This window comes from Bacillus arachidis (assembly GCF_030285945.1).
GTDB classification, from domain to species: domain Bacteria; phylum Bacillota; class Bacilli; order Bacillales; family Bacillaceae_G; genus Bacillus_A; species Bacillus_A arachidis.
On record NZ_CP127376.1, the window covers coordinates 1,346,088 to 1,372,322 of the forward strand.

General features: G+C 34.6%; 29 protein-coding genes, 1 pseudogene and 2 riboswitches. Of the genes and pseudogenes, 19 read left to right on the forward strand and 11 right to left on the reverse strand.

Annotated elements, in window-relative coordinates; translation table 11 throughout:
• The first annotated feature begins 38 nt into the window (after nt 1-38).
• Nucleotides 39-761 (forward strand): prepilin peptidase, encoded by a 723-nt coding sequence (locus QRY57_RS08305; RefSeq protein ID WP_286017175.1) that lies wholly within the window; start codon nt 39-41, stop codon nt 759-761.
• Nucleotides 762-814: 53 nt separating this feature from the next.
• Nucleotides 815-1,126: a cyclic-phosphate processing receiver domain-containing protein gene (locus QRY57_RS08310; protein WP_208016735.1), complete on the forward strand. Its 312-nt coding sequence runs from the start codon at nt 815-817 to the stop codon at nt 1,124-1,126.
• Nucleotides 1,127-1,158: 32 nt separating this feature from the next.
• Here the strand turns inward: QRY57_RS08310 and QRY57_RS08315 are convergent, their stop codons facing one another.
• The 7 genes from QRY57_RS08315 to phaQ form a co-directional block, all read right to left on the reverse strand.
• On the reverse strand, nt 1,159-2,010 hold the full coding sequence (locus QRY57_RS08315) for a formate/nitrite transporter family protein (RefSeq protein ID WP_090690862.1): 852 nt from the start codon (nt 2,008-2,010) through the stop codon (nt 1,159-1,161).
• Nucleotides 2,011-2,302: 292 nt separating this feature from the next.
• Nucleotides 2,303-3,100 carry a TerC family protein gene (locus tag QRY57_RS08320; RefSeq protein ID WP_286017176.1) on the reverse strand — a complete coding sequence of 266 codons (798 nt, stop codon included), beginning with the start codon at nt 3,098-3,100 and terminating at the stop codon, nt 2,303-2,305.
• An 82-nt stretch (nt 3,101-3,182) separates the two neighbouring features.
• Nucleotides 3,183-3,356, reverse strand: a riboswitch (yybP-ykoY riboswitch).
• Nucleotides 3,357-3,394: 38 nt separating this feature from the next.
• Entirely contained in the window at nt 3,395-4,714 is a 1,320-nt protein-coding gene (locus QRY57_RS08325) for a TrkH family potassium uptake protein (RefSeq protein ID WP_286017177.1), read from the reverse strand.
• Nucleotides 4,715-4,829: 115 nt separating this feature from the next.
• Nucleotides 4,830-5,015, reverse strand: coding sequence for an alpha/beta-type small acid-soluble spore protein (locus QRY57_RS08330; protein WP_000241213.1), 186 nt, complete (start codon nt 5,013-5,015; stop codon nt 4,830-4,832).
• A 171-nt stretch (nt 5,016-5,186) separates the two neighbouring features.
• Nucleotides 5,187-5,630, reverse strand: a complete 444-nt coding sequence (locus QRY57_RS08335) for a MaoC family dehydratase (protein WP_026591382.1) — start codon at nt 5,628-5,630, stop codon at nt 5,187-5,189.
• Between the two features lie 101 nt (nt 5,631-5,731).
• Nucleotides 5,732-6,256, reverse strand: coding sequence for a polyhydroxyalkanoic acid inclusion protein PhaP (gene phaP, locus QRY57_RS08340; RefSeq protein WP_026591381.1), 525 nt, complete (start codon nt 6,254-6,256; stop codon nt 5,732-5,734).
• Nucleotides 6,257-6,298: 42 nt separating this feature from the next.
• Complete coding sequence (gene phaQ, locus QRY57_RS08345) at nt 6,299-6,751, reverse strand: poly-beta-hydroxybutyrate-responsive repressor (RefSeq protein WP_026591380.1); 453 nt, start codon at nt 6,749-6,751, stop codon at nt 6,299-6,301.
• A 197-nt stretch (nt 6,752-6,948) separates the two neighbouring features.
• On the opposite strand from phaQ, the gene phaR reads away from it, so the two are divergent.
• The 5 genes from phaR (at nt 6,949) to QRY57_RS08370 (ending at nt 12,187) form a co-directional block, all read left to right on the forward strand.
• A complete protein-coding gene (gene phaR / locus QRY57_RS08350) occupies nt 6,949-7,419 on the forward strand; it encodes a polyhydroxyalkanoic acid synthase subunit PhaR (protein ID WP_026591379.1) in 471 nt (156 codons plus the stop codon).
• 155 nt (nt 7,420-7,574) lie between these two features.
• Nucleotides 7,575-8,318 (forward strand): acetoacetyl-CoA reductase, encoded by a 744-nt coding sequence (locus QRY57_RS08355; RefSeq protein ID WP_017152700.1) that lies wholly within the window; start codon nt 7,575-7,577, stop codon nt 8,316-8,318.
• Nucleotides 8,319-8,401: 83 nt separating this feature from the next.
• Nucleotides 8,402-9,487 (forward strand): class III poly(R)-hydroxyalkanoic acid synthase subunit PhaC, encoded by a 1,086-nt coding sequence (gene phaC / locus QRY57_RS08360; protein ID WP_026591377.1) that lies wholly within the window; start codon nt 8,402-8,404, stop codon nt 9,485-9,487.
• A gap of 135 nt (nt 9,488-9,622) precedes the next feature.
• The gene (locus QRY57_RS08365; RefSeq protein WP_286017178.1) at nt 9,623-10,816 is read left to right on the forward strand and encodes an NAD(P)/FAD-dependent oxidoreductase; all 1,194 of its coding nucleotides are present in this window, start codon (nt 9,623-9,625) and stop codon (nt 10,814-10,816) included.
• Nucleotides 10,817-10,837: 21 nt separating this feature from the next.
• The gene (locus tag QRY57_RS08370) at nt 10,838-12,187 is read left to right on the forward strand and encodes a TrkH family potassium uptake protein (protein ID WP_026591375.1); all 1,350 of its coding nucleotides are present in this window, start codon (nt 10,838-10,840) and stop codon (nt 12,185-12,187) included.
• 37 nt (nt 12,188-12,224) lie between these two features.
• Here the strand turns inward: QRY57_RS08370 and QRY57_RS08375 are convergent, their stop codons facing one another.
• Entirely contained in the window at nt 12,225-12,560 is a 336-nt protein-coding gene (locus tag QRY57_RS08375) for a DUF3905 domain-containing protein (RefSeq protein WP_026591374.1), read from the reverse strand.
• Between the two features lie 173 nt (nt 12,561-12,733).
• Between QRY57_RS08375 and QRY57_RS08380 the strand changes: the two genes are divergently transcribed.
• From QRY57_RS08380 to cbpA, 4 genes are all read left to right on the forward strand, one after another.
• Nucleotides 12,734-12,886 (forward strand): protein YkzP, encoded by a 153-nt coding sequence (locus tag QRY57_RS08380; protein ID WP_026591373.1) that lies wholly within the window; start codon nt 12,734-12,736, stop codon nt 12,884-12,886.
• Nucleotides 12,887-13,320: 434 nt separating this feature from the next.
• Nucleotides 13,321-14,103 (forward strand): DeoR/GlpR family DNA-binding transcription regulator, encoded by a 783-nt coding sequence (locus QRY57_RS08385; protein WP_286017179.1) that lies wholly within the window; start codon nt 13,321-13,323, stop codon nt 14,101-14,103.
• 693 nt (nt 14,104-14,796) lie between these two features.
• The gene (locus QRY57_RS08390; protein WP_208016740.1) at nt 14,797-15,426 is read left to right on the forward strand and encodes a class II aldolase/adducin family protein; all 630 of its coding nucleotides are present in this window, start codon (nt 14,797-14,799) and stop codon (nt 15,424-15,426) included.
• Nucleotides 15,427-15,549: 123 nt separating this feature from the next.
• Nucleotides 15,550-16,173: a cyclic di-AMP binding protein CbpA gene (gene cbpA, locus QRY57_RS08395; protein ID WP_208016741.1), complete on the forward strand. Its 624-nt coding sequence runs from the start codon at nt 15,550-15,552 to the stop codon at nt 16,171-16,173.
• A gap of 62 nt (nt 16,174-16,235) precedes the next feature.
• Here cbpA and QRY57_RS08400 read toward each other — a convergent pair whose 3' ends face one another.
• On the reverse strand, nt 16,236-17,003 hold the full coding sequence (locus QRY57_RS08400) for a divergent polysaccharide deacetylase family protein (protein WP_208016742.1): 768 nt from the start codon (nt 17,001-17,003) through the stop codon (nt 16,236-16,238).
• Between the two features lie 530 nt (nt 17,004-17,533).
• Between QRY57_RS08400 and QRY57_RS08405 the strand changes: the two genes are divergently transcribed.
• Nucleotides 17,534-17,815 (forward strand): aspartyl-phosphate phosphatase Spo0E family protein, encoded by a 282-nt coding sequence (locus tag QRY57_RS08405; protein ID WP_026591368.1) that lies wholly within the window; start codon nt 17,534-17,536, stop codon nt 17,813-17,815.
• Nucleotides 17,816-17,844: 29 nt separating this feature from the next.
• Here QRY57_RS08405 and QRY57_RS08410 read toward each other — a convergent pair.
• Nucleotides 17,845-18,864 (reverse strand): annotated as a pseudogene (locus QRY57_RS08410) (ATP-binding protein).
• A 231-nt stretch (nt 18,865-19,095) separates the two neighbouring features.
• Here QRY57_RS08410 and QRY57_RS08415 point away from each other — a divergent pair.
• From QRY57_RS08415 to QRY57_RS08430, 4 genes are all read left to right on the forward strand, one after another.
• Nucleotides 19,096-19,542, forward strand: a complete 447-nt coding sequence (locus tag QRY57_RS08415; protein ID WP_026591364.1) for a MarR family winged helix-turn-helix transcriptional regulator — start codon at nt 19,096-19,098, stop codon at nt 19,540-19,542.
• Nucleotides 19,543-20,012: 470 nt separating this feature from the next.
• The gene (locus tag QRY57_RS08420) at nt 20,013-21,707 is read left to right on the forward strand and encodes a M3 family oligoendopeptidase (protein WP_286017180.1); all 1,695 of its coding nucleotides are present in this window, start codon (nt 20,013-20,015) and stop codon (nt 21,705-21,707) included.
• Between the two features lie 140 nt (nt 21,708-21,847).
• Nucleotides 21,848-22,381: a DinB family protein gene (locus QRY57_RS08425; RefSeq protein ID WP_090690889.1), complete on the forward strand. Its 534-nt coding sequence runs from the start codon at nt 21,848-21,850 to the stop codon at nt 22,379-22,381.
• A gap of 262 nt (nt 22,382-22,643) precedes the next feature.
• Nucleotides 22,644-22,760, forward strand: a complete 117-nt coding sequence (locus tag QRY57_RS08430; RefSeq protein WP_026591361.1) for a DUF6254 family protein — start codon at nt 22,644-22,646, stop codon at nt 22,758-22,760.
• A gap of 8 nt (nt 22,761-22,768) precedes the next feature.
• On the opposite strand, the gene QRY57_RS08435 is transcribed toward QRY57_RS08430, so the two are convergent.
• A complete protein-coding gene (locus tag QRY57_RS08435) occupies nt 22,769-23,977 on the reverse strand; it encodes an ATP-binding protein (RefSeq protein WP_286017824.1) in 1,209 nt (402 codons plus the stop codon).
• Nucleotides 23,978-24,210: 233 nt separating this feature from the next.
• Nucleotides 24,211-24,254: riboswitch (PreQ1 riboswitch) on the forward strand.
• Nucleotides 24,255-24,347: 93 nt separating this feature from the next.
• Here QRY57_RS08435 and queC point away from each other — a divergent pair.
• Genes queC through queE form a run of 3 tightly spaced genes read left to right on the forward strand, consistent with a single transcriptional unit; the run spans nt 24,348 to nt 26,213 of the window.
• Nucleotides 24,348-25,010 carry a 7-cyano-7-deazaguanine synthase QueC gene (queC, locus tag QRY57_RS08440; protein WP_026591359.1) on the forward strand — a complete coding sequence of 221 codons (663 nt, stop codon included), beginning with the start codon at nt 24,348-24,350 and terminating at the stop codon, nt 25,008-25,010.
• Complete coding sequence (gene queD / locus QRY57_RS08445; RefSeq protein WP_286017181.1) at nt 25,010-25,504, forward strand: 6-carboxytetrahydropterin synthase QueD; 495 nt, start codon at nt 25,010-25,012, stop codon at nt 25,502-25,504. Before queC ends, queD begins: the two co-directional genes overlap by 1 nt.
• Complete coding sequence (gene queE, locus QRY57_RS08450) at nt 25,497-26,213, forward strand: 7-carboxy-7-deazaguanine synthase QueE (RefSeq protein WP_098302179.1); 717 nt, start codon at nt 25,497-25,499, stop codon at nt 26,211-26,213. The genes queD and queE overlap by 8 nt, the downstream gene beginning before the upstream one ends.
• Nucleotides 26,214-26,235: the final 22 nt, after the last annotated feature.

Genomic DNA, 26,235 nt, shown 5'->3' on the forward strand with positions numbered 1-26,235 from the left:
CTTTCTGTTATATTTTTTGGGGGAAAGGGGAGGCTGATATGACATTTTATTTATATGCTTTTTTAATTGGAACGGTGCTCGGTTCTTTTTATACGGTTGTAGCAGTGCGTATTCCTATTGGACAATCGATTATTGCTCCTCGTTCTTATTGTCACTATTGTCACCATACGCTAGGGGCGAAAGAACTTATTCCAATTATTTCATTTTGTTTGCAAAGAGGTTGCTGCTTTCATTGTAAAATGAAAATACCCTTTACGTATACATTGTTTGAGGGGATAACAGGGGTAGCATTTCTTTTTTCTGCGTGCGTAATTGGAATGGATGAAGAACTAATTCTTATATGGACGTTACTTTCTTTACTTATTATTATTACGATGACAGATTTATTCTATATGTTGATTCCAGATGTGGTTTTAGTCTGTTTTACGTGTTTATTTTTAATAGAGCATATTTTTATTTCGCTCGTTCCTTGGTGGGATAGCTTAATAGGCGGAGGAACGATATTTATTGTATTATATTTCGTTCAAATCATATTTCCGAATGGACTTGGAGGAGGCGATGTGAAATTACTTTCGCTACTTGGATTTATAATAGGGGCGAAGGCAATTTGTATTACGCTTTGTTTTGCTTCTATTTTAAGCCTTTGCTTTTTTGGAATGGGTATCTTGCTAAAGCGTATAACACCAAGACAGCCATTGCCATTTGGACCGTTTATTGCACTTGGAACAGTATGTTATTTGGCTATGATATATTGGAGATAAAGTGAAAACGTAATCAGCGGGGTATAAATAGCGGGTGAAAGGAGAAGGAGAAAATGAACGTGTATATGGATGATCAAAGACCTAGTCCTTTCGGGTATGTTTTAGTAACAACGGTAGAAGCTGCTTTGAAAATTGTTAGAGAATATGATGTGAGCCTTTTATCTCTCGACTACAATATGGGATGGCGTCAGAAAAATGGTTTGGATTTTTTAGAAGTTTTTTGCATGGAAGGTCTTCATGTAAAGGAAATTCATTTACATACAAATGATTCAATTGGTATGCAGTACATGTTAGAGCGGATAAATAAAGGAAAAGAAGCGGGAGATATTTCTTCAAGTATACAAGTGAAATGTACTGGAAGTTAAAAAGTTCCAAGGAAACCCGAGGAACTTTTTTCTTAATGTTTCATATGTGCTTGTAAAGGAAGGATCTCTTCTTGTTGAACTGTTTCTAGGTTGTCTTCTACTATGTTAGGTTCTGGATTTTTTTGAGTTAAATAATGATATACCATACCAACGAATACAGATCCACCAACAATGTTACCGATTGTAACTGGAATTAAGTTATGGATAGCACCAGCGAAAGAAATTGTATCTGGATGTGGTGATACTAAAGATAATGCGAATAATGATAAGTTTGCGATGCTATGTTCATAACCAGATAAGAAGAAAGTAAAGACAAGAAACATTATCATAAGTATTTTTGCTGTATCCCCTTTTACTTGAGAAGGAAGAAAACATGCAAGGCACACAAGCCAGTTACATAAAATCGCTTTGAAAAATAATTGCATTGTAGGTGTTCCCATTTTTCCTGCAACGACTGTACTCATCAAATGTCCATGATCGATTGATTGGAAAATACCAGTTGCATAAAATAACAATGCAAAAAATACTGCACCTACTAAGTTACCTGCATAACAAGCAACCCAATTACGAAGTGTATCGCGAATTGTTGTTTTTTTTCGTAGAGTTGAGACTGTAAAATACATTGTATTTCCTGTGAATAATTCAGCTCCACCATATATAATTAATATAAGTGCAATTCCAAAAAACATAGAAGATGTTAAATATGTTGCGGGTGAATGTACAACATTGAAGAAATTTCCTAATTTAAAACATAGTACAATAATAAAACCAATATAGACGCCAGCTAGTGCAGCACGAATGAAATATTGCATAGGATTTACATCCAACATTTGTTTCTTTTTCTGCGCAAGTTGTACAACGTAAGCTAATCCTTGTTCTAGCATAAGTAATACGCTCCTTTAGTGCATTGTCTGTAAGTACTCTTCATATGAATAAGGTACACGTATTTACGCTTAGTTTCAATAAGTTTGTTCAATGTTTCACAAAAAGGACATACCTTCCAAATGAAAGCGCTAACAAATTATAGTATAATATCATATGTTTGTAAAAATAGAGGGGGAATGGAAAATTTTTATCATTGGAGTTTTACTTTTCAAAGATGGCCGATGGATTAGTTGTCCTCCATCTATTTTTTGGGAGTCTATTTCGTGTGAGATAAATGAAAAAGCGCTGTTGTTACAGCGCTTTTTCATCCAAATTCTTTTGTGTAGTTTGGACACTCGTATCTTTTGAGAAAAACCAACCGCCAGCTGCGATTCCGATTAATACAACCCAGAAACCTAATTTCCATGGGGTAGACTCTGGAAAACTATGTGGAATAACACCTAAAGCAGGGTGAGCTAATGTATAAACAGCTAATTTAACACCAACCCAACCAACGATTAAGAAAGCTGCAGTTTCTAAGCCAGGTTTGCGTTTTAATAATTGTACGAAAGCTGATGCTGCAAATCGCATAATGATTAAACCAATGAGCCCACCTGTAAAAATAACAAGGAATTGTCCTGTATCAAGGCTACCAATTGTACCAAGACCTGTTTTTGGTAAAGTCACCGCTAACGCAACAGCGGCTAAAATAGAGTCAACTGCAAATGCAATGTCAGCCACTTCAACTTTAAATACCGTCCACCAAAAGTTTTCTTGTTTTTTCTTTGTTTCTTTTTCTTGTGTTTCTTCATGTGTATTCTTTTTGACATACGTTTTAAATAAATGGTTACCAGCGATAAACATTAAGTAAATCGCACCGATTGCTTGTACTTGCCATACGTCGACTAAGAAAGAAATCATAAACAATGATCCAAAACGGAACACGAAAGCTCCTGCTAATCCGTAAAATAATGCTTTTTTTCGTTTTTCTTCTGGTAAATGTTTTACCATGATGGCAAGAACTAGTGCATTATCAGCAGCTAAAATTCCTTCTAGTACAATTAAAATAAGCAATACCCAACCATACTCCAATAATAATGATACATCCATGTACATTCTCCTCTCATTTGTATAAATCCTAAACAAGTGAAGAAATTCCCCATTGTTTAGTTTCCCCATACTCCCACCTATCAACGGTAGAAGAATCTGGAAAAAATGCAAAAAAGACCTCTGCCGCTAATAGGCAAAGGTCTTGCTAGACATATGTAATGAAAATGCCAACAAAGCCGGAAGAACTAAGTTCTACGTAATGACGACTTTGTTTCCAAGAATAAGTTCTTGGACGCTACTCCCCTTTGGAGATATGCTATTATATTTTTATTATATGGATGATGTAAATGTTTGTCAACCTGTTAAAATGTCTTCGTTTGGATATTTTATCTTTTTTTGGTTTTTACGTGCAAAAGAAAATGCTAATGTTAAAGGGCCCATTTTCCCAAAAAACATCATAAAAATTATAGTTAGTTTCCCTATTATTGTAAGTTTTGAGGTGAGCCCCATACTCAGACCAACAGTCCCAAATGCTGAAAATACTTCAAAGGCACTCATTAAGAGAGGAACTTGTTCGGTGATACTTAAAATTAATATGGCAAAGAAAATACATGAGATTGAAATGACTACAATGGCGAGTGATTTTACAATCAAAGCATCTTTGATTGATTTTTTAAAGATGACAATGTCATCTTGCTCTTGTAAAAATTTAAGAACTCCTAATAACATAATTAAAAAGGTTGTTAATTTAATTCCTCCGCCTGTTGAAGCACTGCCAGCTCCAATGAACATGAGTAACATCATCAATAAAAGAGATGGTTTTGTTAATTGCGCTATGTCTACAGTATTAAATCCAGCTGTGCGCGTGGAAACAGCTTGGAAATAGGCTGCTAGTCCTTCTTCAAACGGTGTAAATCCTTTCATAGAATTTGGATTATGAAATTCAAATATAAAAATTAAAATTGTAGCAGCTACATTTATAATAAGAGTAGATGAGAGCATAAGTTTAGAGTGTAACGTAAGGTTTTTAAAGTTTCGTTTTCGCTTTATATCCACTATGACTGTGAAACCGATTCCTCCTAAAATAATGAGAGAAGAAATTACTATGTTCACGAGTATACTATGAGAGTGAGACATTAAATTATCAGTCCAAATAGAAAATCCGGCGTTGTTAAATGCCGAAATAGCATGAAAAAAGCTATAATATAGCCCGTAAAACAATCCGTATTTTGGAATCCATTCAAAAGCAAGAAGAAGGGTAGCAAAACATTCAACTGTAAAAGAAAATAAAAACAATGATTTCGCGAGACGGATCACTCCTCCAATGTTTGTTTGGTTTAATGCTTGTTGTAGTAAAATTCGATTTTGGAGGCCGATTTTTCTTCCGAGCATAATGGCGATTAATATGGCAAAGCTCATAATGCCAAGGCCGCCAACTTGTATGAGTGTTAAAATGACAAGTTGACCAAACAAGGTGAATACTTTTCCGGTGTCAACAACGCCGAGCCCTGTAACTGTAAACGCAGAAACAGTTGTAAATAAGGCATCTAGCCAAGAAATTGAAGTTGTAGTGGAAATAGGTAGCTTTAATAGGCATGTTCCGATAATGGATAGTGCAATAAATGATAACGTAAGTACACGGGGAGGACTCATTTTAATATTAATCCGCTTCATATCATATACCTTTCCTTTCGGCTTTCTCTTTGTAGTATGTCAAAAAGGATTAGAATGTATGTTGAAAAGGAAAAGAGGCAGAATATATCTGCCTCTAAATCAATGTTATATAGAATTATCCACGTAATTGCTGTTGTGCTAAGGAAACGAGACGTTTTGTTACTTCGCCACCAACAGATCCATTAGAACGAGATGCTGTATTAGAACCTAAACTTACACCGAATTCTTGAGCAATTTCATATTTAAATTGTTCTAATGCTTGCTCAGCACCAGGAACAAGTAATTTATTTGTTTTAACCATCAATAACACATCCTAACTTATATTCCAGTTTATTTGTTAAGGACTATTTTTCTGATACAAGCCTACTGTATAAACTGGTATCGTTAGTGTATGTGTTATGGGTTTGGACATACACGGAAGTAATCGGTGCGATTAGAAGTTATTGGATATGAAAAAAGAGTAGCGTATTTGCTACTCTTTTTTCATTATGGTTGCTGTACCTTCGACAACTATGTCATTCAATTGATTATATACATTTGTTTGCAATGTAATAATTTTTTTATCATCACGTTTTTTGATCACTTCTGCGACTACGCGTAAGGTATCACCAATTTTTACAGGTGCACGAAATGATACATTTTGTGATAAATAAATTGTATTTTTTCCTGGTAACTTTGTTCCAAGAACGGTAGAGATATACCCTGAAACAAGCATGCCGTGTGCAATTCTTTCTTTAAACATTGTCGTCTTTGCAAAAGAGTCCAGAATATGAATGGGATTTACATCACCGGTCAATTTTGCAAAATTAATAATGTCTTCATCGGTAATCGTTGTTACTAATGATGCTTGATCGCCAACTTGAATCTCATCATAATGAAGCTCTGGAACAGACTGCGCTTCTTGAAATGGATTCATTTTTTCCTCCTTCTTTTCCATACCGAAAAATGTAAGCCATCTTGATGTAATGGGAGGAAGAAAGAGTTTGGTTTGTTCTGCGGTAAGCTTCCACATTTTCCTTACTTGATGGAAGTAAATAGATTTTTTGAGTTTTCCTCGAACTTTTTTACGAGTTCCAGTTGAGTAGATTTGAACTCCTCCAAAAAACCTTCTAATTGTTTTTGAACCTCATCACGTTGAAGTTGTTGTTGTTCAATGAATTGTTTTGTTGTTTCTTCAAACTGGCCGCTTGTTTGAGTAAGAATTGACAAAGATGTTTTTGTTGGGGACACAGTAAGTTGGTGAATATGATTAGAAAGTTCATTCCATTTTTCTTGCCATTCGTTAATTTGTTCATTTAAGGAGTTACCTGTGAATTGTTTCACATATTCTGTATATTGACTATTATATTGAGTAGTGAATTGTTGTAGTTCTTTTTCAAGTTCATCTACTCCTGCTGTTAATTTATGCAAAGCATCCTGCTGTTGTTTTAACGTTTCTAAAGTAAGTTGCTCTAATTGTTTCCCTGCTGAAGAGAAAAGGGAAAGAGAATGCGACCAATTTTTCCAAAATGCATCGACCAGTTCGTAAGGTTTAGTTTCCATGGTTTGACCTCCAAATATTTTTTTGCATATTGTGAACGCAGATTATTCTGCTGTACCACCAGGTGAAGATGAAGATTTTTTTTCATCCTTTTCTGGAGAAGTAGAAAATGGAAAGAATGCATTGGTGTATAACGTGAAGAATGTTCGTAGCATATTCTGATAATGCTCAAAAGAGGTCGCGCATGTTGCTAAATATTGCTCTCCATATTCTGTTAAAGAATAGATTCGTTTTGCTGGCCCTCCGTCACTTGTATCCCAAGTAGAAGAAATAAGATTTTCTTTTTCTAACTTGCGTAAGGTTCGATAAACATTACCTTGGTCAACAGAAGAAAAGCCGATGTCCATTAACATTTGAATCAGTTTGTAGCCGTGAAGACTCCAGTCTTTTAGACAGAGAAGTAAGAAGGGAACTAAGAAGTTTTTTGGCATGGAGTTTGGTTGTTTCGCTTGGTTTTTTTCCAAATTTTCTTGTTGTTCTGGTTCATTATGTAGCATGATTGTGCATCACCTCATGAATCAGTTAGATGGAATTTTTTGCTTATAAGTGCAATTTACACCTATCTGTTTTTAATGTCAATACATTTGTTGGAAGGTATAAAAAATAAAATACAGACTTGAAGTTTTATTCAGAATATTAGAAAATAGTGAATAGGTTGAATTGTTTCAAAAACAAATAAAGGAGTGTAGGAGAAGTGATTGATCAAAAATTCGATCCACTACAAGCATGGAAAGAAGCTTATGAACAGACCGAAACATTTTGGGGAAAAGCGCTCAATGAAACAATCAAAACAGAAGAGTATTCTGCTTGGATGGGAAGCGTTCTAGATTTGAATTTGTTTTATCAGAAGATGTTAAATGATGCAACAAAGGGATATTTAGAAAAAGTGAACATACCAACCCAAGAAGATATAGCAAGAGTAGCTACGCTTGTTATTAACTTAGAAAATAAAGTTGATAACATTGAAGAGTTTTTGGAAGAAAAAGCAGAATCCATAGGACAATCTCCTACGTTAAAACGCGACGTAACAAAAGTGAAACAAGATATTCGTACATTGGAAAATAAAGTAGATAAGATTTTAGAATTACTTGAAAAACAAAATGAAGTATTAGCAAATTTACAAGAACCTGTGAAAGCGCCAGTGAAACCAGAAAATAAGAAGTGATGAATAAGCGCCTTGTTTACATGTTTCAAAAAGGGAAGGGAGAATCTCTTTTTGGGACAGTATAACGGCGAAAAAATATTATATATGGGACTTTTTCATATAAGTGCCAATTTGATTCATTCATTATCGTTCACAAATTTAAAGGGGGAAAAGAAATGACTCAATTAAATGGTAAAGTAGCGATCGTAACAGGTGGAGCAAAAGGGATTGGAAAAGCGATTACAGTAGCATTAGCAAAAGAGGGAGCAAAGGTTGTTATTAACTATAATAGCAGTAAAGAAGCGGCTGAAAATCTAGTGAATGAATTAGGAACAGAAGGTCATGATGTATACGCAGTTCAGGCGGATGTTTCTAAGCTAGAAGATGCGAAGCGTCTTGTAGATGAAGCTGTGAATCATTTTGGTAAGGTAGATATTCTTGTAAATAACGCTGGTATTACAAGAGATCGTACTTTCAAGAAGTTAAACCGTGAAGACTGGGATCGTGTAATTGATGTGAACCTAAGTAGTGTATTTAATACAACGAGTGCGGCACTTCCTTACATAACAGAGTCTGAAGAAGGAAGAATCATTAGTATTTCTTCTATTATTGGACAGGCCGGTGGATTTGGTCAAACAAACTACTCAGCAGCAAAAGCTGGTATGCTAGGATTCACAAAATCATTAGCACTAGAACTTGCGAAAACAAATGTAACGGTGAATGCGATTTGCCCAGGATTCATTGATACAGAAATGGTAGCAGAAGTACCAGAAGATGTTCGCCAAAAAATCGTTTCTAAGATTCCAAAGAAACGTTTTGGACAAGCTGATGAAATTGCAAAAGGTGTTGTATACCTGTGCCGTGATGGAGCGTATATCACTGGTCAACAGTTAAATATTAACGGCGGATTATATATGTAATGAAGAAAGAGGAGAGTGCATATCCATAGCAGGAGTGCACTTCTTTCTTGAAGAAGGAAATCTATCAAAAAGGAGATAGGAAAATGACTACATTCGTAACAGAATGGGAAAAGCAATTGGAACTATACCCAGAAGAATACCGAAAAGCATATCGTCGTTTTAAAAGAGCGAGTGAAGTTTTACTACGTGAACCAGAGCCACAAGTTGGTTTAACTCCAAAAGAGGTTATTTGGACGAAAAATAAAACGAAGCTGTATCGTTACATTCCAAAGCAGGAAAAAACACATTCTGTTCCTATTTTATTAATTTATGCGCTAATTAATAAACCATATATTATGGATTTAACACCAGGAAATAGCTTGGTAGAATATTTAGTAGATCGTGGTTTTGACGTGTATATGCTTGACTGGGGTACATTTGGGTTAGAAGACAGTCATTTGAAATTTGATGATTTCGTGTTCGATTATATTGCAAAAGCGGTTAAAAAGGTAATGAGAACTGCAAAATCGGACGAGATTTCTTTACTTGGTTATTGCATGGGTGGTACGCTAACATCCATTTATGCGGCGCTTCATCCACATATGCCGATCCGGAACTTAATTTTTATGACAAGTCCGTTTGATTTCTCTGAAACAGGATTATATGGTCCATTATTAGATGAAAAGTATTTTAACTTAGATAAAGCGGTAGATACATTCGGAAATATTCCACCGGAAATGATTGATTTTGGAAATAAAATGTTAAAGCCGATTACAAATTTTGTTGGTCCATATGTCGCTTTACTTGATCGCTCAGAAAATGAACGCTTTGTAGAAAGCTGGAAGCTCGTTCAAAAATGGGTTGGAGATGGTATCCCGTTCCCAGGCGAATCATACCGACAATGGATTCGTGATTTTTATCAAAATAATAAATTGGTTAAAGGTGAGCTCGTAATTCGGGGACAAAAAGTACAACTTGAAAATATTAAGGCAAATGTCTTAAATATTTCTGCAAAACGCGATCATATTGCGTTGCCATGTCAAGTAGAGGCGCTCTTAGACCATATTTCTAGTACAGATAAGCAATATGTGTGCTTACCGACAGGACATATGTCAATCGTATACGGTGGAACGGCTGTAAAACAAACGTATCCTACAGTTGGAGATTGGCTTGAGGAACGCTCTAATTAAAGTGGTACGCTATAGTGGATGTATGAAGTACCTTTTCGATGCATTCAATAGGAATTCCAACTAGTGTAATCTAGTTGGAATTTTTTTTTTGAAATGATGAAAAATAGGAAAAACATTCGCTTTAGGAGTATAGTGATGAAACTAACATTAGGGAAGTTGTTTTGGAATGAAGGGGTTTGTATGCCTTGTTATCCACTATTAGAAAATGATATGATATGTGATGTGTTGATTGTGGGAAGCGGTGAAACGGGTGCTCATATTGCGTATTTTTTAACATTGTTAGGTATGGATGTTGTACTCATTGATAAACGAAAAATTGCAAATGGAAGTACACTTGCGAATACAGGTCTGCTTCAATTTAGCCATGATAAGTCATTAACTTCTATGATTCATACGTTTGGCGAAGCAAAAGGAGTACGTGCGTATCAACTTTGTTATGAGGCGCTGAAAACTTTAGAACAAGTTGTTCCAAAGCTAGAGATGGATCCGTGTTTCATTCCAAAAAGTAGCTTATATTACGCAAGTCAAAATAAAGATATTTCATTTTTACAAGAAGAGTATGAAACATTAAAACGTTATGGATTTCCCGTTGATTATTTTACAGAACGTGACGTTAAGAAACATTATTCATTTACAAAACCAGCGGCTTTATATACATACGAGGATGCAGAAGTGAACCCTTATATATTAACGCAAGGTCTTATACATAAAGCAAATCAACTAGGGGCTTCTATTTTTGAAGATACAGAGCTTATGCATATTAAGCCTGTTGAAAAAGATTTAGTTTCCTATACAAAAACAGGTAAGAGAATTATAGCGAAAGCAGTAATTATGGCTACGGGATATGAAACATTATTTGGGAAAAAAGAAGCAAATACAACAGTAGAAACAACTTATGCAATTGTTACAAATGAACAAGAGCATTTTAATGGGTGGCATGAACAATCCTTAATTTGGGAAACGGCTCGTCCGTATTTATATTTTCGCACGTATAAGAATCGAATTATTGCAGGCGGATTAGATGAACCGATGCTACTTCAGAAGTTTGGTGATACGAAGTTATTGCATAAACGAGAATTACTTACTAAAATTATACAAGAGATGTTTCCTAATCTTTCAAATGTAAGAGCTGAATATTATTGGGCTGCTGCATTCGGGGGAAGTCATGATGGCCTTCCTATTTTTAAAGAAGATGGAAAAATCTCCAATCTATATTATGCATTACCGTATGGGGGAAATGGGACTGTATATGGAATGGTATTCGCAAAACTATTTCAGCAGTTATTTACAAAGAAAGAAAATGGTGATTTTTCTTTGTTTAATCGATAAAAAAGGTAGCGAAGTGATGGGATGAGAGATATAAAGAAATTTTTGCAAAAATTGCGTCCGGTACAGCTTATCGTTTTATTTTATTTTATAGCCGTAATTGTTTCGGTGATTTTATTAAGTTTACCATTTTTCATTAAACCAGGTGTAAAGTGGACGTTTATAGATGCTTTATTTACATCTGTTAGTGCTGTAAGCGTTACAGGACTTTCCGTCGTTTCTATTCCAGATACGTTTAATACAGCGGGCATTATCGCCTTGGCTCTTGTATTACAATTAGGCGGTTTAGGAATTATGGCACTTGGTACATTTGTTTGGATGTTAACAGGTAAGAAAATAGGTTTGCAGCGAAGACGATTAATTATGGCAGACCATAACCAAGGGAATTTATCAGGGCTTGTTGAACTTATGCGGTCTATTTTAATTTTGATTGTTTCAATAGAAGTGATTGGGGCACTCCTCTTGGGTACAAGGTTTTTACTCTATTTTCCAACCTGGCAGGAAGCGTATTTTCATGGTTTTTTTGCCGCTGTTAGCGCGACGACGAATGGCGGATTTGATTTAACAGGTCAGTCGCTTATTCCATATAAAAATGACTATATTGTACAAATTATTCATATGCTGCTTATTATTTTAGGAGCAATTGGATTTCCTGTGCTAATGGAAGTAAAACAGTATTTGAGTAAGGAAAAACATCAATTGTTTCGTTTTTCATTATTTACAAAGCTAACTACCACAACATTTTTCTCGCTTGTTATTGTTGGAACAATCGTTATTTTTTTATTGGAACGAAATCAATTTTTAGTAGGGAAGTCTTGGCATGAAACGGTGTTTTATACACTGTTTCAATCCGTTACAACGAGGAGTGGCGGATTAGCAACAATGGATATACGGGACTTGTCACAGCCGACACTTTTATTTATGAGTGTTTTAATGTTTATCGGTGCTTCTCCAAGTTCAGTTGGGGGAGGGATACGTACGACAACATTTGCTGTGAATATGCTTTCCTTATATACGTTCGCGAAAGGTGATAGAACGGTACGAATTTTCAAACGACAATTGCATGAGGAAGACGTTTTAAAAGCGTCCGTTGTTATGACTATGGGGATTTTATTATGTGCTTCGGCGTTATTTATTTTGTCTATGACTGAAAATGTACCATTTATGAGTTTAATTGTTGAAGTGTGCTCTGCATTTGGAACGACTGGATTATCAACAGGCATAACTTCTGATTTAACAACGGTCGGAAAACTTGTGTTAATTGTTCTTATGTTTATTGGTCGTGTTGGTATTTTAACATTTATTTTAGCCAGTGGTGGAAGGGAACAACCGCCTCGCTATAAATATCCGAAAGAGAGAATTATTATTGGATAACATGAAACCATTCTACCTATGAGGGTAGAATGGTTTTTTAATCGTTAATGCCAAATTGAGGATGCATAAATGAATCTTCGGTTCTGTCTGTTTCGTTCTGTAACAAGTCTTGATTTTCTTCTGAAATCCATCCGATATCATTTGTGGGATGAATCCATTCCTTACCAGCCATAATGGCCGGATCAACTTCATCGCTCCAATTATTAAGTGGGCTATTTTTAGAATTGTATTTACTGTCTCCAATTACAACATCATATTGATTAATAAAGGGTTGTTGCATTTGTTTTCCAGTTCCTTTAAAGGATGGAAAATTCATTTGGTGCGGAAGTGTCTCATCTAAAATGGGTGAATCAATTTGTTGTTTTTTCTTCAAAGTAATCGTTCCTTTTTTATTATAGTAGGCGATATAAATTCCCTGTTTAAGTATAGTGTTTCCCTATATAAGTTACTTTGTACTTGTTAACACTTCCCATCAATAATTTTTGAAAGTTTTCTCAAACTAAGATAGAAAGTGATAGGTCATTACAGTGAAGGAAGGTATTGTTGATGGTAAAGCGAAAAGTAAAACAACATGCAGCAATGAATCATAATAAAACTCCAAAAGAAAGTCTGCCAGATGCAGAATTTGCGGTAGAGTATGAAAATGAAAACCCAGCGAAATATGCAAATCGTAATTCGAAAAAAAGTAAGCAAAAATGAGGCGTTTTTTACAAACGCCTCATTTTTTTGTGGGATTTTTAATCTTTTTTTAATTTCTTGTAAATTTTATGTTTTTTATTGGCAGAAAAATTTGAAAAAACATTGAAGTAGCAACGTATTACACAAAAATAAACAACAAACAAAAGATTAATGTTGGTTTAATATTGCTTTTACACTGGGTGTTTATATTGAAGTTGTACATAAGAAAAATAAAAGGAGAGAGAAACAGTGAAGAAGTTTTCCGAAATTCAAAAATCATTTTGATGAGTTAGAAAAACGAGGCATCCGTATTTACGAAGAGATTTGTCTAGTAGAAGAAAACTATGATTTTGTATAAATGAAACTTTCATTCGTCCATTCCTATATGCATTCCATTCCAAAATCTTGAGCTGGGATTTGGTTACCTATATAAGCGAGATAAATGAGGTGAAATTATGTCTGTTGTTGGAGAAGAGAGAAAGCGTAGTATTCTTGAAAAAGTAGAGTTTAAGGGAAAAGTGAAGGTTTCAGAGTTAGCAAGTGAGTTTTCAGTATCAACGGAAACCATTCGAAGATATTTAGAAGAGCTTGATCGGGAAAAGAAATTGAAGAAAGTATATGGGGGAGCGGTCCAACTTCCAGGAGCTGGTATCGAACCACCTATGCTAGAAAGAGAAATGCTACATATTGAAGAAAAGAAAAGAATCGGCTATAAAGCAGCAACTTTTGTAGAAGATGGTGATGTAATTGTTATCGATGATGGAAGTACGCCACTCCAAATGGTTCCTTATCTCGTTCATCGGAAAAACTTAACTGTCGTGACGAGCTCATTTCCTGTTGCAACTCAATTAATTTCTTCTATAAATAAAAAAATGTTTGATGGTGAAGTATTGTTTATTGGAGGAAAGGTGTCTCCAAAACATTGTCGTGTATCAGGTTCTATTTCGCAGCAAGTCATTCGTCAGTTTCATTTTCATAAGGCATTTATTTCAAGTGATGGATTGTTACCTAGCTTTGGGGTCTCGAGTTTTGAATTGGAAAAAGCTAAGTTATCAGAAGCGATGATTCAATTAGCGGAGAAGACATTTATTTTATGTGATCATACAAAACTTGGGGTAAAAGGAAATTATCGAATTGCTGGTTTGTCTAATATAGAGCACATAATTTGCGATAAAAAAATGCCGCATAGTTTTGAAGAATTTATTACAAAAAATAATATTTGTTGGACGATTAGTTAAATATAGGTTTGTCGTTCTAGAAGGGTATATAAAGTGAAACTTTAATCAGTGGGAGTTTTCTTCATCCCCATCGATTATTAACACGACCAATCGAGCTCTTCCTGTCCATTCATGCGGGATAAATTCAAATTAAAAAACTGACATTCCTCCTTCTTTTAGGTGTGAGAGAGGGTTCAGCTATGCATAGAAGCGTTTTTTAGCCCCATGCCAGGTGAGCGATCACTTTTTTGTTCCTCATAGCAGTGACTTATATGTTGAAGAAGCAAAATGGATGTATATAGTTGTGAAAGAGAATTTAAAAAGTTTTGTATCAGTGCAAAAAATGGACACATTTTTCAATTTCCTTCATATAATTTACCAATAGAAAGAAAGTTGACTGAAGGAAAGAAGGGGAAGAGGTGTCGGAACGCTTGCATAATAAACTTATATTGTATGCGAATATATTACAAAAGCTCGGCGTTATTACTGAACGGGAAAAGAGTGAGATGCTTCAAATAGTGAACAAAAAAGCTCTGTGAAAGAGCTTTTTTGTCGTGTAATCTGCGCCTAATTTTCAAGTGGAATGGAGAAATCATATTGACAAAAAGAGTTTCTCATGTGATAATTCAATTAAATTTTTGGAATAATCAAAAAATACTTTTTTACATAGAAGTGGTTGAACCACTAAAGTGATATTCTCATGGGGGTGACGAAATGTTATTTTTTTTAAAGAAGTGGAAAGAGTTGAGAGATGTTAAAATGGAATTAGCTCTTCGTGATTGGTTTTATGGTACAAAAATTAGTTTATCTATGCGGACATCACAAGAACCATTGACATTTTTAGTAAATATTGAAGGAAGAGATAAAGGGTTATTTGCAGAAGAAGATTTTATTGTAGTAAATAGTATGTGCGAGCCTGTATTTGCAAATGATGAAAAACCAGCAGTTGAATCGTTTATGCATGCGGATATTTATAAAAAAGGTAATGCGGAGTGTATTTTGCAAGTTCAAACTGTAGATAGTCATTTAATGTCAGAGTTATATGGAAAAGACGGAGAAGTGACATTTGAAAAACGTACTGTAGAACGTGTTTTTGGAAAAGAAGGAATTAAAGAGATTACAATTCCAATTGTAGAAAATGAAAAGAAGTTTGCTGATTTATTAGAGAATCATGTCCCTAATTTTATAGAAGGTGGCGGTGCTGTACTTGTTCATAACTATGGAATGATTGTATGGGGAAACTCACCAGAAGAGACGAAAAAGTGGCTAGAGGGGTTAGAGTATTTAATGAATTATCATGTGAAATTATTGATGATTAAAGGAAATAAGAGTTCAGTTATATAAAAAGAACAATTCGTTACGCGAAAACCTATAAATGAAAGCGTTTTAAAAATTAATTTCACTCATAAAATATGGGTCTCCTTATTATATATAGATTACATGTCGTCATGTGAGGAGGAACGTATTTTGCGAGTTAAATATCATTTTCTGCTGAAACAACAGGTGACATTTTGTAAGGAAAATGATTCAGGGGAACAGGCGTTAAACATTATGAACGAGCAGGGATATAGAGCGATTCCTGTGCTTGCAGAAGATGAGAAGAAATTTAAAGGAATCATTTATAAAGTAGATATTTTAGAACGTAAATGTAATGAAGGATTAGACGATATATATGTGAAAGATATCGTGGAAAATAAATCTGCATTTATTTTTGAAAGGGATTCTTTTTTTCGAGCTTTTTATGTAATTAGGCGTCTTCCATTTTTAGCTGTATTGAATGAGTACAATGAATTTGTTGGCATTTTAACACATTCTAATATATTTGATGTCATTGAAGATTCATTTGGGATGCAAACAGGCGGTTATATAATAACAATCGCGACGCAAGATTGTAAGGGGACAATTAAGGAGTTAGGAACACTCTTCAAGTCTTATCATATTGGTGGGTTATTTACATTAGACAATGGTGATCGATATATACGCCGTGTAATTGTAAATATTACAGACGATTTAAGCGACAAAGCACTAGAAACATTAATTGCAAAAATAGAGAAAAAAGGATTTCGCGTTAGTCATGTCGATTGTATATAAGATTTATGACACATGGAGGTCAGAGCAGTATGAAAAATAGAGAGCAGCTATATAGCTGCTCTCTATTTTTGTTTGGAAACAGGTGGTGGTGAGAGTACAAGGTCGGATAAGAAAATAAAGTCTGCATGTTCACGTACTTTTGGAATGGAGGATTCAATAACACGAGAAGTAATTTCCCCAGGAGGACCGACATGTCCAATTGCAACTACTACGGGTTTTTCTTTAATTCTTTGTATAAGTAACTGTGCTTGTTTTGTAATGTGAGATGCTGTATAAACATCATCAAAGAATAGTTGATTTTCTACAATAGGAACGCCTAATTCTTTACCGATTTTTGGTACTACGCTATTAGGATTGGTTTTACTATCCAAATAAAAAAGTCCGTGCTTTTTACATACTGATAGTATGATTCGCATGATTCGTTCATCAGCTGTTACTTTAGAGCCCATATGATTGTTCATCCCAATTGCATGTGGTATTTCCTTGATTGCTTGTTCAATCCGATTTTCAATTTCACGATCACTTAAATTAGTTGTAATGGCATTAGGGCCGAGCCATTCTTTCTTTCCTTTGATAGGCTCCATTGGCATATGAATAATAACTTCATGTCCTTTTTGGTGTGCGGCTACCGCATCTTGTTTTGAAGATGGAAGAAAAGGCATAACGGCTACAGTAAGTGGTATGGGAAGTGATAGCATTCTTTCCGTTCCCTTCATATTATTTCCAAAGTCATCGATGACAATGGCAACTTTATTAGTATGAGCATATGTTTGAAGAGGAAATATGACAATAGATAATGAAATGAAAAAAATAATGATTTGTTTGCGCATATAAGAAATTCCTTTCTGATTGAGTGATTTGTTATAAATAAAGCTCCATTAGGTTTCTAGTTAGTGAAACCTAATGAATTGGCAGTAAAAGCTCCATTAGTAAGGGTTAATCATCGGCGGAGGATGAAGAAAATCTCACTGATTAAAGTTTCACTTTATTGTTTTCTAATAAAATAAGGTTGCTGTTTTATTTGTGAAGATGGGAACGCAAATCTATAATTATGATTTGCGTTTTCTATATAAATTAAACGAGAAAAATGTCGAAGTAATGTGAAATAAAAATTTAAAAGTCGAGTTTATCTGTTGATTATAAAAAATAACATAAAAAAAATGTCTATTATTGCGAATGTATTTACAAAGATAGAATAATTTGTAATAATTCTCAAAGTGAGGATAAAGATTTGTAAATTACAGGGAGAAAATGTTAAAATTTCTGAGTATTCCAATTCAAATGCAATATACATTTGTAGATTAAATGCATGGAGTAAAAATGAAGTAGAGAGTATGGAAGAATAATGAGGGGGATATGGATGTTTACAGCAAAACGGAAGTACACAATGGAAAAACTTTCGCGTGATATTCGTATGAAACGTGAAGAAATGATTCATTTAGGTTTAACAAACGGATTAAACAGTACCGAAACAATTCAAGTGAGTCAAGAATTGGACAAGCTTATTTTGCAGTATCAACGCTATAAAGAACAACAAACACCAAGATGGTTAACATTTATGAAGATACCCTTTTTTCAAATAGAATATGAAGGGAAATCAAGTGCTTTTTGGAGAATGTTTGTGACTGCTTTTATGAAATAAACATAATTATCCTCTGTAGAGAAGGTTAATTATGCTGAAACTAATGGGAGCTTTATATGGACAGTTGTTCCTTTATTTTCTTTGCTATCAAGCACAATTTGTCCATTATACATTTCTATAATTCGTTTGCATATGACAAGACCAAGACCTGTTCTGGTATCTTTATTGGTAAAGAACGGATGAAAGAGGTGTTTTTGAATATGCTTTGGAATACCTTTTCCTGTGTCAATAATGTGTAATTGTGCGTGCTCTTTATTACTGGTTACCTGAATTGTTAATGTACCACCAGATGACATAGCTTCAATTGCATTTTTTGTAATATTTAAAACCACTTGTTTCATATGATCTTTTGAACAACGGATATGAACAGGATAATCTGGTAACTGCAAGATAAATATAATATTATGTAAATTCGCTTCCAACTGAATAATAAGTGCTATCTCTTTGATAATATCTCGTACATCATACTTTTTTAATAATCGCTGTTGGTTTGCCGAGAATCATAAATTCGCTAACAATTTCATTAATACATTCTATTTCTTGTCCAATAACAAAATAATAAAATTGGTCTTGTTCTTGCGTATATTTTTCCTTTAAAAGTGTTACAAGATCTTTCATTCCGGTAAGAGGATTACGGATTTTGTGAGCTGTACTAGCTGCGAAAATACCAACTAATTCAACTTTTTGTATTTCATTTTGTTGTCTCTCCAATTTTGTTTGTCGTTTCAGCAAAATATATTGAACAAGTAAAAATAATATAGTCCAGAAAAATGCTTGTCTTTTTCATCGGTGTCGTGTAATATCTGCTGAATTTCGTTCGTATTTTCTGTTTCTATATTTACGACTATAGCAAGCATCTCTAATGCGGAAATAGCTTTACCAATATGATCTAAGTAGCCTCTATATAAAAATAAAGCAGTATGAGCAGCTTGTTTGTTTTCTTTTTGCATTTGGTAGGTGTGGTAAGCATAGAAAGCCGCACTGATTCCCAACGTTGGTAATATAACAAGTAGTATATAAAAAGCTATGCTACGTAAATTCCCGTTCAAAGTTGTTACTTCTTCTTTTTTATTATCATTATATATAAACTGTGTTAAAATTGTCATGTTTTTATTTAATGTGTGATTGTTAGTATGGAGGAAGAGTAAAACTGAGAAGTGATTGAGCGATCACTGGGAGATAAAGGGGAAATATCGCCACCAATTTTGCTTTCGGGGTAACCTTTTTATTCAATAGATCGTCTCGAATTCTTGTGAATTTAAGTGAAGGGTTGAAATCGTATGAAATCGAATGATGAGCGAGAAGATATTTCTCAATCTTTAAAATTGTTTATTGCACTATCGCGTGTGCACCGTTTTGTTATGGATACTACAAATAAATCAATACAAAGTAACGGACTAAATCCAACTGAGTTTGCCGTATTGGAATTGCTCTATCATAAAGGAAGCCAGCCACTTCAACAAATTGGAGAGCGTATCTTAATTGCAAGTGGTAGTATTACTTATGTTGTCGATAAATTAGAAAAAAAGGGGCTTGTAAAACGAATTCCATGCCCGAATGATCGCCGTGTTATATATGCGCAGTTAACAGAAGAAGGAGAAGCATTTATCGCTTCTATTTTTCCGAATCATGAAAAAGTTATACATCATTCCTTTGAAATGTTAACAAATGAGGAGCAGGATGAATTGTTATCTTTACTTAAAAAAGTTGGGAAATATGAAAGATGATATATGTAAGTACAAATGAAAAACTAACAGAAAATTGTTCTTTTTTGATGAGAGAGAGTGTCCAACCATGCGTAGAAGGAGCTCCATGCCAAGTGAAAACAAAAGGGAAAAATGAATGCAGGTCATCCTTTGTTATGCGAGGCAGGGAAATTATATGTTGAAAAATCAAAATGAATGTATATAACATGTTAAAAAAGTTTTTGATGTAAAATGATCAAAGGCTTTTTTGTTTGTCGTGCTATTTACGGACGGAGAGAAGGGAAGAAGATAGGGGGGGGAATTCCCACGAATAGAGAAGTTTTACTCTATTTTGTATCTATATAGGTAGTAATAGAGTTGAGTTGCTGTTCTACAAAAAGTATGGAAAGCATGGTACAGTTTCTAACGGCTTTTGTTGAAGAATAAAAGGAGATTTAGAAAAGGAAATGGAATTATAGTAAAGGTATATATAATTGAGAGGAGACTTATTCATGTCATTTAAGAATTATGAATATAAACGCCCAAATACAGAAGAATTACAAGAAAAATTTACTGCAGCTTTAAAACGATTTGAAGATGCAAAAACACTAGAAGCGCAAAAGCAAGTTATTCATGATATTAATGAGATTCGCAATGACTTTGGTACAATGGGAAATATTTGTTACATTCGTCACTCTGTTGATACAACAGATACTTTTTATAAGGAAGAACAAGATTTCTTTGATGAATATTCTCCGATTGTACAAGGCTATACAACGAAATACTATAAAGCATTGATAAATTCCCCGTTACGCGATGAATTAGAGGCTTATTATGGAAAACAGTTATTTGCTTTGGCAGAATGTGATTTGAAAACATATTCAGATGAAATTGTGAAAGATTTGCAATTGGAAAATAAATTATCTTCGCAATATACACAACTTTTAGCAGCTGCAAAAATTGATTTTGAAGGAGAAGAGAGAACGCTATCACAGCTTGGACCTTTTATGCAACATACAAATAGGGATATGCGTAAAAGAGCAAGTGAAGCTTATTATGGCTTTTTAGCTGATTACGAAGAAGAGTTAGATCGTATTTACGATGACCTTGTAAAAGTAAGAACGAAGATTGCCAAAATACTTGGTTTTCAAAACTTTGTTGAACTTGGTTACGCAAGAATGTATCGTACAGACTATAATGCGGAAATGGTGGCAAATTATCGTAAACAAGTATTAGATTACATCGTTCCAGTTGCAACAGAATTACGAAATAGACAAAAGGCACGCATCGGTGTCGAAAAGCTAGCTTACTATGATGAGAATTTTGAATATGCAACAGGCAATCCGACTCCAAAGGGAGATGCAGAATGGATTATTAATCATGGAAAAACGATGTACAAAGAATTATCAAATGAAACTGATGAATTCTTTAACTTCATGTTAGATAATGAATTATTAGATTTAGTCGCGAAAAAAGGAAAAGCTGGCGGCGGTTATTGTACATACATTGAAAATTATAAAGCTCCGTTTATTTTCTCGAATTTTAATGGAACATCAGGTGATATTGATGTGCTAACACACGAAGCGGGTCATGCATTTCAAGTATATGAGAGCCGTAAGTTTGAAATCCCAGAGTATAATTGGCCAACGTATGAAGCGTGTGAAATTCATTCCATGAGTATGGAATTTTTTACATGGCCATGGATGAAACTGTTCTTTAAGGAAGATGCGGATAAATATTATTTCTCTCATTTAAGTTCAGCTCTTCTATTTTTACCATACGGTGTATCGGTTGATGAATATCAACATTATGTATATGAAAATCCAGAAGCATCTCCAGAAGAGCGTAAAACGGCATGGCGTAATATTGAAAGAAAGTACTTACCACACCGGGACTATGAAGATAATGACTATTTAGAACGTGGTGGCTTCTGGCAACGCCAAGGGCATATTTATAACTCACCTTTTTATTATATTGATTATACATTGGCTCAAATTTGTGCGCTGCAATTTTGGAAGCGAGCAAGAGACAATAGACAAGAAGCATGGGAAGACTATGTGAACCTTTGTCAGCAAGGAGGAAGTAAATCTTTCCTAGATTTAGTGGAGGTAGCAAATTTAACATCGCCATTTGCTGATGGATGTGTTCAGGGAGTAATCAATGAGATTCAAGCGTGGTTACATGCTGTAGATGACACAAAATTGTAAAAATAACCCTTCGTTTTTGCCTATTTTGTAATCGACACATTTACAAAATAATGAGATAATATAAGAAAATTCAGAATTATACAAAGAGGTGTTTCTAAAGTAGAAGCGCCTCTTTTTACCAAAAAAGAGGGGGGAGAATTATGCTTCAATCTAATATGAATATTGGTTTGGAAACTTTACTGCAATCTTTACAATCTACAAGAAACACACTCTTATCAGAAATCGAGATGTTAAATGACACGGAAGTGAATGTAAAACCGCGCCGTGATAAATGGAGTATCATTCAAATTTTGCATCATCTACATTTAGTTGAACAATCCGTTACATCATCCCTTGTGTATGCTTTGCAGAAAAAAGACAAAAAAGTAGTGCCGCTTAAAGATCTCCAACTTACTCTTGATCGAACACACAAACGAGAAGCTCCTCAACAAATGCAACCAACAGAAACATTAGTGAAAAAACAACAAGGAATTCAGCTGCTTGAACATTCACGAGCAGATTTATTGCATACACTGCATAGTATTGTAGACGAAAAAGAATTGTTTGAAAATTCATTGAAACATCCTGTGTTTCAGGAGCTTAATCTATATCAATGGGTTCAGTTCCTTGATTTACATGAACAGCGCCACCTTACACAGTTAAAAGAAGCAAAATATGCGATTTTGCAAAGATAAAGAAAAATTGCCATTCATATGGGAACTATATTTAATAAACAAAGGAAGCGAGGCAGTAGTTAACTCGCTTCTTTTATTTCGTTATTCGTGAGCAATAATCTTCCCTCAAGATTCAGGAAAAGAAGCTAGCGGGAGATAATCATTCATATAATCCAGATTTGTGAGGAGTAATTATCAGTGGAAGATGAAACTAGATTGATGCATATTTTTATCTCTGGTTTTGGAATAATACATAAAGAGAGCATTTAAAGGAGTTGAAAGCATGTCACACAAAAAGAAAGAGCAAGAGCGTAGTTGGAAGGCACGAAAAGAAAATCAAAAACCACATGGGAAAGTAAAGACTTTCGCAGAACTTGTGGATGAAGCGGAAAAAACGTGATGAGATCATCACGTTTTTTGTATGAGTGGGAAAGTTAATAGGAAACTTGTACCAATGTCTTTTTCACTTGTAATATCGATTTTTCCACCCATTGCTTTTACGATGCTGAATACGACCATCATGCCGAGTCCAGTTCCTTTTTCTTTCGTTGAATAGAAAGGGGCACCAAGACGTTTTATTTGTTCTGGATTCATGCCAACACCGGTATCTTTTATGGATAATTGTATCTGTTTATTGTTAGGGGTTAAGGTGAGAATAAGATCCCCTCCCTTTGGCATGGCTTCAATACAATTTTTTAAAATGTTTAACAAGCATTGATTAAATTTCTGTTTTTCGCCAGCAATATGAAATACCTTGCTTTGTTTTGTATAGGCTATTCGGACATTTGTTAGATTAGCGAGCGGAGTAATGAGAGATACTGCATGAAGTAATTCATCTTCTATTTGTAAAATTTGTTCTTTTTCAATACTTGGTTTTGCAAATGTTAGGTAATCTGTAAGTACGTGATTTGCTTGTTCAATACCATGTATGGCAATTTCTATATACAATTTTCGATCTTTTTCCGAGTATTCTTCGGATTGTAGGAGCTGTAAAAAACCTTTTGTTGAAGTTAAAGGATTGCGAACCTCATGAGAGATAGAGGCAGCCATTTCTCCAATAAGGTGAAATTTTTCAGCGTTAATCAGCTCTTCTTGTAAGCGAATTTGTAATTGTAGTACGTTTAGTAAATAAAGAATAAGAATGGTACCAATAATGGTACATAGTTCATACACAATAATATGAGGAAGGTAATACTCAGCGTTAGGAACTTCGGCAAGAAAAAAAGGAATCCAACTAAATACATATACAGAACTATATAAAATAGCGAGTATTACTTTTACCTGATTACTTCCTCTCCGAAAGAGTTTGTATGTAGCAAGGAGAATAATATATAGGAAAATAGAAGCGATAATGGATGGGAAAACCCCAAGGCCTCCTAATAAGAAACGGTATAGGTTTAATACGGCTAAAATTGATCCTCCAGCAATAGGTCCTCCTGTTAATGTGCCAACAATTAATACAATATGACGCATATCAAATTGAAATCCATTGTCCATTTTTGCTGCAAATGAAATACAAAGAATGGTAGCTGAGCTACAAAATAATATAAATACCGTTGAATTTAATTTAGGTGAATGTTTCCCTTTCTGGTTCCAAAATAAGTGATACATGAGCATCATAACGAGAATCGATAGTATATTTAAAAAGAGGTAAATAATAAAAAGTTTCAGGATTGTGCCTCCTTTCGATTTTCATATGTACGGTGTTAATTAAGTATAATCATACTATTAAAATACAAGAAAATGAATCTTAATTTCGCCAAAAAACAGAAAAATCAGAAGTTTTCCCGAGAGAGATACAGTATGTTACAATATGTGTTGTCAATGAAAGAAGAAATTCCATGTATAACATGGGAGAGGTTCGCGAACTCCCTCTATAAAAAACTATGGAAACAACAATATCCTTAGGTATTGTTTTGTTTTTTTATTGTGACAGTTCAAGAACGTTCTTTCTTCTTATACGTATTAGAGAAGGAGAATGAGTGAGATGAAAAAGGAAAAAGCAGTTGTCGTTTTTAGCGGTGGCCAGGATAGTACAACATGTTTATTTTGGGCAATGCAGCAGTTCGCAGAAGTGGAAGCTGTGACGTTTAATTATAACCAGCGTCATAAGTTGGAAATTGATTGTGCAGCTGATATTGCGAAAGAACTCGGAATTAAACATACAGTACTTGATATGAGCCTATTAAATCAACTTGCTCCAAATGCGTTAACGAGAACGGATATGGAGATTACACATGAAGATGGTGAATTACCATCAACATTTGTAGATGGACGAAATTTATTATTCTTATCATTTGCAGCTGTGTTAGCAAAGCAAGTTGGAGCACGTCATATTGTAACTGGCGTATGTGAAACAGATTTTAGCGGTTATCCTGATTGCCGTGATGTATTTGTGAAATCGTTAAACGTTACTTTGAATTTATCTATGGATTATCCATTTGTTATTCATACACCACTTATGTGGATTGATAAAGCGGAAACATGGAAGTTATCAGATGAACTTGGTGCATTCGAGTTTGTTAGAGAAAAAACATTAACATGTTATAACGGAATAATCGGTGATGGTTGCGGTGAATGTCCAGCTTGTAAACTTCGTAAAGCAGGTTTAGATACGTACCTACAAGAACGCGAAGGAGCGAATGTATAATGGAGCAGAATTTTTTTGGATTTCGCATCGTAGAAAATTTACAAAAAATAGATAAGGACATTCAGCGTGAACAACTGAAATATCATAATAAACGAGTGATGGTAAGTAAGGAATTTACATTTGATGCAGCGCATCATCTGCACTGTTATGAAGGGAAATGTAAAAATTTACACGGTCACACATACAAAGTTGTTTTTGGAATTAGCGGTTATGTAAATGAGATTGGACTTGCTATTGACTTTGGAGATATAAAAGAAATTTGGAAAAATGAAATAGAAATTTATTTGGATCATCGTTATTTAAATGAAACTTTACCATCGATGAATACGACGGCTGAAAACATGGTCGTTTGGATTTATGAAAAGATGGAAGAAGCACTAAAAAAAGAGGAACGCGCCCGTGAATATAAGGGAGCACGTGTTGAATTTGTTCGTCTATTTGAAACGCCAACAAGTTATGCAGAAGTAAGACGGGAGTGGATGATCGGTGAGTAAAATTCCTGTTTTGGAAATTTTCGGACCGACCATTCAAGGCGAAGGAATGGTTGTCGGGCAGAAGACGATGTTTATTCGTACAGCAGGTTGTGACTATAGCTGCACGTGGTGTGATTCCTCTTTTACATGGGATGGATCCGCAAAAGAGCAAATTAGACAAATGACTCCAGAAGAAATTTGGAGTGAACTTGTTGAAATTGGTGGAGAAAATTTTTCACATGTAACCATTTCAGGTGGGAATCCAGTCCTATTGAAAAATTTAGCTGGTTTTCTGTCTTTATTACAAGAAAAGAAAATTCGCACCGCTATTGAAACACAAGGAAGTAAGTGGCAGGAATGGTTGCTTCACATTGATGAAATAACCATCTCACCAAAACCGCCAAGCTCACAGATGAAAACAGATTTTATCATGTTAGATTCTGTTATTGAAAGATTAGCAGGAAAAGATTTTAGTTTAAAAGTCGTTGTGTTTGATGATCATGATTTTGAATATGCGATAAAGGTACATGAGCGTTACCCTCACGTACCATTTTTCTTACAAGTTGGAAATAATGATACTAAAACAGTGGACGATGCGATGCTTATTAGGAATTTATTACAAAAATATGAATGGCTCATCGAAAAAGCTGTTCAATGTAAAGAGATGAATGATGCAAAAGTATTACCTCAGCTTCATGCGTTAGTATGGGGAAATAAGCGTGGCGTATAAGAAACTCTTACGAATCTAATTG